General features: G+C 35.0%; 2 protein-coding genes. Both read right to left on the reverse strand.

Features of this window, described 5'->3' with window-relative positions:
- Positions 1 to 229: 229 nt before the first annotated feature.
- Positions 230 to 1555, reverse strand: coding sequence for a cytochrome P450 (locus AC3DU7_RS31160; protein WP_488043108.1), 1326 nt, complete (start codon positions 1553 to 1555; stop codon positions 230 to 232).
- A gap of 85 nt (positions 1556 to 1640) precedes the next feature.
- A partial coding sequence (locus tag AC3DU7_RS31165; RefSeq protein ID WP_488043109.1) for an RNA-guided endonuclease InsQ/TnpB family protein occupies positions 1641 to 2448 on the reverse strand: 808 nt, incomplete at its 5' end.

Consider the following 2448-nt stretch of genomic DNA (forward strand, 5'->3'; position numbering starts at 1 on the left):
CTTTTTGAGCATGAAGAGCTGAAAACCCATGTACTTTTTTAATACCTAAAAAGGCTAAAACCTTTATCTGGTAATTATTTTAGATTTAATCAGCAAACCATAAATAAAGATTAAACCCTATAGCGCAAGGCAACAGGCAACAGGCAATAGATGAATAAAAAAAGCTTTCAGCTTCTATTCATGTCAAACACCTTAATGCGTAGCGCTATAGTTTCAATCTTTTTCTCGTCTATGCTAAATGCCAGAATTTTATTTTTAAACCATCACGGGGATTAGGTGTTGGTACTGCAACTATACTTAAATCTTGTTCTGGTAGCAGCTCCCATTCATAACTCCGTAACAACTTTGCAGCAAAAATCTTCATTTCTAAGCGAGCAAATTCTTTACCTAAACATTCGCGCATCCCACCACCAAAGGGAATATAACCAAATATTTTTTGTTTATCTACAGAATTTTCTGGAGCAAAACGGTCGGGGTCAAAATTTTGATGTTCTGGATAAATAGTTTCATCCTGTTGAGTCTTACCAATTTGATACTGAATTAACCAACCTTTTGGAATGGAATATCCACCAAATTCACAGTCTTGAATTACTTGTCGGAACCCACCTCCCACAGGTGGAATTAATCTCAATACTTCCTTGAGAACTTGTTCTAGATAAGTCATTTGTTTGAGATTTTCTGTAGTTAGGGGTTCGGTGGGAGAAAATTGTTTTTGCTCTTCACGAGCGCGGGTAAGTACATTTGGGTTTTGAGTTATTAATAGACAGAAAGAGGCGATCGCTGAAGTTAATGTCTCGTGGCCAGCAAACAACAATAATAATATTTGGTCTTTCAATTCGTCTAAAGGTAAACTATTTCCATCTTCATCCCGCGCTTGCAGGAGTATTCCCAAGGCATCCTCACCGTAATTTTGCTGTTGCTGTCGTTGCAAAACAATTTCTTCAATGTATTGCAGTAATTTTTGCCGACAACGGAGTGATTTTCCAAATTTTGTCCAAGGAAGTGATACAGGAATGGAAAATAAGCCTTTTACCCACTCTTCAAATAAACTGGCTAATTTTGTTTCGGAACCGCCATCGCTACCCATAAATAAACGACTAGCAATATCAAAGGTATAATCACGAATTTCAGGATACCAAGTTAACGTACCCATTTTTGCCCATTTCTCTAGATAGCTAGCAGTTACGGTTTCCATTGTGGGAGCATAATTTGCCAAAGCTCTAGGTTGAAAAGCTTGGGCTAAAAGTCTACGCCGTTGTTGATGAAGTGTGCCTTGTTGTACAGATAAGGAGTTAGGACCTAATAAAATCCTGGTACTTTTTGGCCAAGTGGCACTAAAGTATTTATTTTCATTAGAAAACAAAAATTTATTCGCTTCTGCCCCGGCTAAAAATACTGTAGGGCTGCCAAAAATATGACTTTTATAGATTTTTCCGTATTTTTTTTCTCTTGTTTCGGCGAATGTATTATCTGTTAAGAAACTAATAGTTTCACCAACAAAAGGTAGACCAAAGTTTCCTGGTGGTAGGGGCAATTTAGTATTTGTGGTAGTCATTTCAGTGATCGATCATATAAATTTTATTTTCACTTGTACTTTGTCTAACATAGTTCATAAAAATATAGTCAAATATGACTAATCCTTATTTTGCAGGTGTTACCCTGACTGGGTGAACTACAACACCCTCTATCCCATAGTCAAAGACATTTGGGACTGCTTTTCTCATCATGTTCAAAGAACCGTTAACATCAGCATTGATTAACCCAATGCTTGCGGTACAATACAAACCTCTTTTTACTCTTTTTCCTGAAAATGTGACATTATTTTTCTCACCTTTCTTGTAAACAGGAATCAAATCATTATCTATAAAACTCGATGCGGAGGTATAAGATTCTTCTGTAATTATTACATCTATCCCTACCATCTTGGCTTTATAAGATAACATTTTTATTAACTTGTTATAGGGAACAGATACAAAATTTTGATTATTTCTTTTCCCTAGATTTATCTTCTGCTTCCACTCTTCATTGTGCCCTATTATCAATGTTCCTATTTTCTCATTAATCAGGGTATTAATAATCAAACGAGATGATTTATGCAGATAATCGTTGATTTTAAATTCTCTTTTATTACAAAGCTTTTTCAGCCTTTTACTCCATTGATTTTCCTTGAGTTTAGATTGTAAGGAACTCTTGACTTTGTTATAGTATTGATTGATAGATTTTAACGGTCTGCCATTGATCAAGAGCGGTTTTATTCCGACTTGATTAAAGGTTAATGTAGCTAGATTTTTTAATCCTATATCAATACTGGCACAACGATTTTTCTCTAACTCGTATTGTTTTTCGCATTTCTCATAAATTACCTCTATTACATAATGATTAAGTCTTGGAATGAGACGAACTTGTTTAATTTGTGAAGTAGGTACTAATGTTTTTAGATAAATTCCT

The sequence above is a fragment of the Okeania sp. genome, assembly GCF_983059655.1.

Coding starts and splice junctions, on each gene's coding strand:
- AC3DU7_RS31160 (WP_488043108.1), bottom strand. CDS start 1,555: ATGACTACCACAAATACTAAATTGCCCCTACCACCAGGAAACTTTGGT.